7 protein-coding genes and 1 pseudogene are annotated in these 6,000 nt (G+C 64.5%); 3 read left to right on the top strand and 5 right to left on the bottom strand.

Annotation, left to right across the window (positions count from 1 at the left end; translation table 11 throughout):
- Positions 1-239: 239 nt before the first annotated feature.
- Positions 240-635 carry an ester cyclase gene (locus tag ACZ7M3_RS13420; protein ID WP_450489245.1) on the top strand — a complete coding sequence of 132 codons (396 nt, stop codon included), beginning with the start codon at positions 240-242 and terminating at the stop codon, positions 633-635.
- 470 nt (positions 636-1,105) lie between these two features.
- Here ACZ7M3_RS13420 and ACZ7M3_RS13425 read toward each other — a convergent pair whose 3' ends face one another.
- The 5 genes and pseudogenes from ACZ7M3_RS13425 to ACZ7M3_RS13445 all read right to left on the bottom strand — a co-directional run.
- Positions 1,106-1,570, bottom strand: coding sequence for a nuclear transport factor 2 family protein (locus tag ACZ7M3_RS13425; protein ID WP_450489247.1), 465 nt, complete (start codon positions 1,568-1,570; stop codon positions 1,106-1,108).
- 240 nt (positions 1,571-1,810) lie between these two features.
- Positions 1,811-2,494, bottom strand: coding sequence for an SDR family NAD(P)-dependent oxidoreductase (locus tag ACZ7M3_RS13430; RefSeq protein WP_472063090.1), 684 nt, complete (start codon positions 2,492-2,494; stop codon positions 1,811-1,813).
- Positions 2,495-2,873: 379 nt separating this feature from the next.
- Positions 2,874-3,572 (bottom strand): NADPH-dependent F420 reductase, encoded by a 699-nt coding sequence (locus tag ACZ7M3_RS13435; protein WP_472063092.1) that lies wholly within the window; start codon positions 3,570-3,572, stop codon positions 2,874-2,876.
- Between the two features lie 110 nt (positions 3,573-3,682).
- Complete coding sequence (locus ACZ7M3_RS13440; RefSeq protein ID WP_472063094.1) at positions 3,683-4,552, bottom strand: helix-turn-helix domain-containing protein; 870 nt, start codon at positions 4,550-4,552, stop codon at positions 3,683-3,685.
- A gap of 188 nt (positions 4,553-4,740) precedes the next feature.
- A pseudogene (locus ACZ7M3_RS13445) lies at positions 4,741-4,848 on the bottom strand (SDR family oxidoreductase); the annotation flags it as partial.
- Positions 4,849-5,068: 220 nt separating this feature from the next.
- Between ACZ7M3_RS13445 and ACZ7M3_RS13450 the strand changes: the two are divergent.
- Positions 5,069-5,740, top strand: a complete 672-nt coding sequence (locus ACZ7M3_RS13450; RefSeq protein WP_472063096.1) for a helix-turn-helix transcriptional regulator — start codon at positions 5,069-5,071, stop codon at positions 5,738-5,740.
- An 84-nt stretch (positions 5,741-5,824) separates the two neighbouring features.
- On the top strand, positions 5,825-6,000 hold a 176-nt coding region (locus ACZ7M3_RS13455; protein ID WP_472063134.1), incomplete at its 3' end, for a transposase family protein.

Raw genomic sequence — 6,000 nt, forward strand, 5'->3', positions numbered from 1 at the left:
AGCGGTCATTTCAAACAGATTATCGTCCATTTCTTCTGACCTCCCATGGCGATCTCGGACTTGGCCGGGATTGCCGCCCAGGGTGAAATCGCAGAATCTCAGCGGCGATCGGAATAGAGGCCGTAAGGGCAGAGTTGGAAGATGGTGAATCACGGCAAAACCGTGAAATCCAGGCGCCGCATCAGCAATGCGGTCGCGAGCGGCCCCGCCCCGGGACTGTCACACAGAAAGGGTATCCAATGTCTGAAAACGAGCTGCGCGCTTTTTACCTGCGCTACATCGACCACCTCAACGCCCACAAATTCGACGGCATGGACCAGTTCATCAACGATGAGACGACGCTGAACGGTGTGCCGGCCACCCGGGATGATCTCCTCGCGGTGCAGAAGAACGACGTGGACGCGGTTCCCGACCTTCACTGGGAGCTGCAGGAACTGCTCTTCGACGGTGACCGTATCGCGGCGCGTCTGATCAACACGGGAACTCCAGTGAAGGAGTGGCTGGGGGTTCCTGCCACCGGCGCCTCGTTCGAGATTGTCGAGTTCGCCATCTATCAGGTGCGCGACGGGCGGTTCATCCACATGACGGCGCTGCATGACGCCGCCAAGATGCGCGAACAGCTGACGGCCGCCTGACCGTACCTCAACGGTCGGGGCCCCGCGCCAAGTCGGGGGCGGGGGCATGAAGTGCGCGCTCGGCTTTCCGAGGATTCCATCTCCTCGGGAAGCCGAGCGCTTTTGCTGCGCTACGGGGCCGTCCGCACCCGCTGTCGGCCTCCTCACGCGCACGATTGCTCGTCGGCAGGCGCATGATGCGTTTCACGAGCCAGAGTTGACCACGCGGCGGCTCGGGCATCGATGAGCCCGGTCTCCTGAGATCTTCGGATGTCCCCCACTCCCCGATGGCGACGTGTGCGGGTCTGGGCTCCCCCGTGAAGCCGCGTCCCAAGCCTTGCTTACCCTCCTGAGGGCTTCACGTGCAGTCAGGACCGGTTGCGCACGCATCAGTCCGCAACGGGGCCCCATGGGTGGGTCGCCGCCGCTCCGCGCGTACCTGACGAGAAGAGGCCCGGTTCGGAAACCGGGCCTCCATCTGGTGGGACTCCTCAGCCGTGATGAAGTTGCTGGATCCTCTCCTCGTGGCTGCTGGTGAAGTCCGGGTCCGTATAGACGTGGATCTTGCTGATCAGGTGGCCGCGGAACGTGAAGACGTTGCAGAAGAGACCCAGCGAAACCTTACCGTCGGGCCAGGGCTTGCCGTCGCGGGTGGTACCCCATTCGCGTCCCTCGACGATCACGCGATCGCCGCTCGTCATGATGTCCAAACCCTCGATGTCGTGTTCCAGGGTTTGCAGATCCAGGCGTCGAGCCAGCTCGGCGATGGCCTCCTTGCCGTGCCCAAAACCGTACTTGGGGAAGTAGTACTCAATGTCACCCGTGAGGAGATCCCCGAAACCCGGGTCCGCCCGGTCCACGCGCCTGAAGAACTCTCTGACGGTTTCGTGCCGCTGAGCCAGCGTTTCATCGTCCACATTGCTGATCAACACTGCCGTGACCTGCCTCTGTTCCATTCCGACTGGTATCCGAAGGGGTTTGCTGGGGTGGGTGACGCATCCGCCGGACCGGCCCGCATCAGAGTTGACCGCGCGACGGGAGCCGCATGCATACGCAAGGTCCTCGCCGGAACCAGGGGCGAGTGCCGTTTGGCGGCCAGGTCCGGCAGGGTGATTCTCCCGACATCACCCAGGCCCGACAGCCGGCAATCCCTGCTCCGGAAAAGGCGGTTGGAAACGGACCCAGTTCGCGCATGCCTACCAGGCAAGCTCCCCTGCCTCATCCTGAAGGGTTCCCGTCGGACCGGACGAGTCGAGTGTCGCCAGGCGCACGACGACTCGGGCGCTCTCTGTGACGGGCCGTCCGATTCCGAAAGCGGCGGTCATGTCCGTGGCAGTGGTGCCGGGCTCAAGGGCGTTGAACTTGATGCCCGGCTGGGACTTGGCGTACTGCAGCGTCAGCATGGTCACGGCCGACTTGGATGTCGCGTACAGGTGAAGAGGCATCGCATATTCAGGACGCTCGGGATTGGTCACCGCCCAGAACGATCCCATGCTGCTCGAAACGGTGACGACGTTGGGATTGGACGACTTGCGAAGCAGTGGCAGTGCCGCCTCCGTGACACGCACGATTCCCACCACGTTCGTGTCGAACGATCGCAGGGCCGCGGGGCCGTTCACTTCTGTCTCAAGGATGCCCGCGTTGTGCACCAGGATGTCGAGCCGGCCTTCGGCGGCGTCGATGGTTGTCAGCGCGCTGGCCACCGACGCGTCGTCCGTCACATCAAGCTGGACGAATCGTGCTCCGAGTTGGGCTGCGGCCTTCTCACCCCGCTCGGCGTCTCGGGCGCCGATGTAGACCACGTGTCCCAGCTCCAGAAGCTGTTTGGCCGTCTCGAAGCCGATCCCCTTGTTTGCGCCGGTGATCAATGTGATGGTCATGGTCGTACTCTCCGATCTGTCGTGGCTGCAGGTGTTGTGCTGCCGTACGGGGTTTCCTGTGGCTGTAGCCGGGGTGATTGCGGGCGTCGCCATGTGTTTGCTGAACGCCGGGCACGTCACACCGACGTGCCCAGGGCCCTCTTGAGTCAGGGTTCGACAATCCCTCTGCCCGCTTCACGCGGCCTGGCGACGCAGGGGAATCGAGTGGCCTGAATGGCCTCCGGGGCGAGATCGGGTTACGCGCGAAGGCCCCGGTCGTGCAGAGCACGGTCGGGCAGGGCTGATCGTGCGGGACCGATCGTGCACGGAAGGCGGTGTCGACGCTGCTGATCGGAGAGGCTCGGGAACCAGGTGAGCCGAATCGACCAGCTTTTTGGTTTCAGCGCAGGCGCTGGTGAGACGGGTGCACTGCGCGGCTCAGGTTGGTGACCAACTGCTCCCGGGTCTGTCCCTCCACGATGTGCCTCCACATCGGCGTCCCGGGAGCGCTGCGCCATGACTCACTCAACGGACTGTTGTCCACGGTGTCGTACCCGAACTTGTCGAACAGCTTGGTGACGAGCTCGACGGCTTCACGGTAGTCGCTGGAAACCGCCAGGGCCTTGCGGTCCGGCGCGCCGGCAGGCCTGGCCAACTGGATCAGACCGGGAAGAGCGTCGGAGAGAGCGTTTGGGCGCGGGTGGTGCTGGACGTGGGTGAAGGCCTTGGCGATTTTCGAGGCGGGCAGCGTCTCCTGACGCAATTCATGGACGGACTTCGCACCGGAATCGACCTCCGGATAACTGCCGTCGCGCCAAGGCATGTAGTTGTTGGTGTCGAGTACGACCTTGCCCGCAAGCTCCTCGACGGGCAGCTTTTCGCCGCGTGTGTACTGGAACGCAAGGACCACGAAGTCGCCGGCCGCCGCAGCCTCCGCCGCTGTCGCGGCACGGACCCGTGGGCCCAGATCCTCGGCCAGCTGCGTCAAGGTGTGCGGTCCTCGTGTGTTGGCGATCACGACGTCGTAGCCGTGGATGATGGCTGCGCGGGCGATCGAGCGGCCGACCTGGCCAGAGCCGAGGATCCCGATGGTTGTCATGCGTATCTTCCTTCTGCGGGTGATGCCGCTACTGGGCGCGCTTGATCGGCGCGATGACTCGGCGCATCGCGCACCACGCGCCGGCGAGTGGCCGAGCCGGTTCGTCCGCCTCAGTTGTTGCTCAGTTGAGCCTGCTGACCCTCGTGTCGGGTGTATCGAGCCGGCATATCCGCGGAGGCGAGAAGTGACAACTTGTCAGCGTCGGTGGACCCGGCGTCGGCGTGGTAGATGACCAGCATCAGGCTTTCGGTACCGCTGATCGCCAGGCGTTCCCGGTTTATGCTCAGCTCACCGACCTGCGGATGATTGAACCGCACCTGTGTGCCGTACTGTGCGCGGACCTCGTGGCGCGCCCAGAGCTGGCTGAATCGCGGGCTTGCCAGCGACAGTTCTCCGGTGAGTTCGATGAACCGCGGGTCGTCGATGTCGGTGCCGACTGCCTGCCGCAGATTGGCGACGAAGCACTCCGTCATGGATTCCCAGTTGGGGTACTGCGCCTGCTCGGCCGGATCGAGAAAGAGATCCCTCAACTGGTTCCTGCCCACGGTCAGCCCCGGATCAAGGGCCCCGGCAAAGCCGTTCGCGGCGAGGATGTCGAAGTACCGCCCCTCGATGAAGGCCGGCTGAACGAGCGAGTCCAGCAGCTTGAGCGCACCGGGAGGCACCGTCTCCGTACGCGGGCGGCGACGACGCGCGCGGGGAGTCTCACAGGCCAGAGACAGCAGGTGCTTCAGATGCTCGTCATCGAGTTGCAGTACGCGCGCTATGGACTCCAGCACCTGGACCGACGGGTTGCGATCGCGACCTCGTTCCAGGCGCAGGTAGTAGTCGACGCTGATACCGGCCAGCATCGCCACCTCTTCGCGACGCAGACCAGGCACACGTCGTGCGCCACCGGCGGGGATGCCTGCCTGCTCCGGTGTCACAAGTTCCCGACGCGCCCGTAGAAAAGCACCCACAGGATTCGATTTCTCGTTCACGCAACTCACCATAGTTCGCTATAGGGCGCATATAGGGGGCCCTGTCGCACCCCCCTCCCGGGGTCTCTTCGTCGGACCCCTACGAGGAGGCCGGCCTGCATGGGGCTGGTCGCACGTGAAAGGTCCAGGAAGCTTGAACCAGTGTCAGCCCGGTTCCAGTCCGCACGAGCTGTCCCGAGCGAGCGGAATCAGATCTGCGCGTAGCCGCCGTCGATGAACCACTCGGCGCCGTTGACGTAGGTCGTGGCGTCCGACGCCAGGAGCAGCGCCACCTCGGCGACCTCTTCGGGCCTGGACCGGATTCGGCAGGAGATGGCCGCGTAACTTGATCTCACCCCAGAGCAGTATCGGCTGGCATCGGTCGTCCGACTTGAGGAACGTGGTCATGAGCCCATCGCACCGTGCTACGAAGCCGTCTACCAGGGGAATTCAGAGGGGGAAAAGTCTGTCAAGGGGGGAAACTGAGAGGGGAATTGAGGCCATGATTGGATTCCGCCCACTGCAGAGGTCACACTCATGCCAGATCCGTTCGCGGAACTGATGCTCCGGCTCCGGAAGGACGCAGGCCGGACACAAGAGCAGCAGGCAGACGCGGTCAACGCTGTCTCCGGCCGGGCAACCCTGACCCGCCGCGAGATCAGCCGCTATGAGAAGTTCGAGAACATCCCTACGAACCACACACTGGCCCACATCGCAGTGGCCTGCGGCGTCCCCTTCGAAGAACTGCTGCGGGCGGCTGAGGCCGCCCGCGCGCGGCGGAGGATGGAGAACGTCCATGAAGAGGAGGACCAGGACGACGTGAAGCGCCGCACGCTGCTGGGCAGCACCGCCATCGGCGTAAGCGCGGCTGCCGAGCCATGGGGGCGGCTGGCCTTCGCTCTCAGCAAGGGTTCCCGCATCGATACTCCCGCTGCGGTCGCGCTCATCAATCGAGCTGCTGACCTGCACGTCCAGGAACTCAATGTCAGTGCCCGCCGCCTGCAAGGCACGGTTGAGTCGCACCTTGACGCGATCACGGCGGCCCTGACTCACGCCGGCGAGCACGAACGGGCTCTCACCATCGCGGCCGGGGAGACCGCTGCCCTTGCCGGGTGGGTGGCCTGGGAGCTGGGCGAGTACGACAAGGCCGGCGCCTATTACGACGTCACGACTGAGTGTGCGTTTTCAGTACGGCCACTGATCGGGTGACGCCGACGGGGTGCGCAACGCACGAGGCTCCCGTGCCGTTGGGGGAGGTGTTCGAAGTCTCAACCCACAGGCACAGGAGCCGCGTTGGTTCCGCATTCTGCCGCACTCGACCTGCCCCACGCCCTGGTCGAGTGGGTGACCATGCTCATCGTCACCCGCGAGGGCGACCGCCGCTGCAAACTCCCGCCGCACCAGCGTGCGCTGGTCGGCCTGGTGTATCTGCGCCGACACGACACCCTGGCCCAGATTGCCTCCGGCTT

This window comes from Streptomyces sp. NPDC111656, assembly GCF_055656965.1.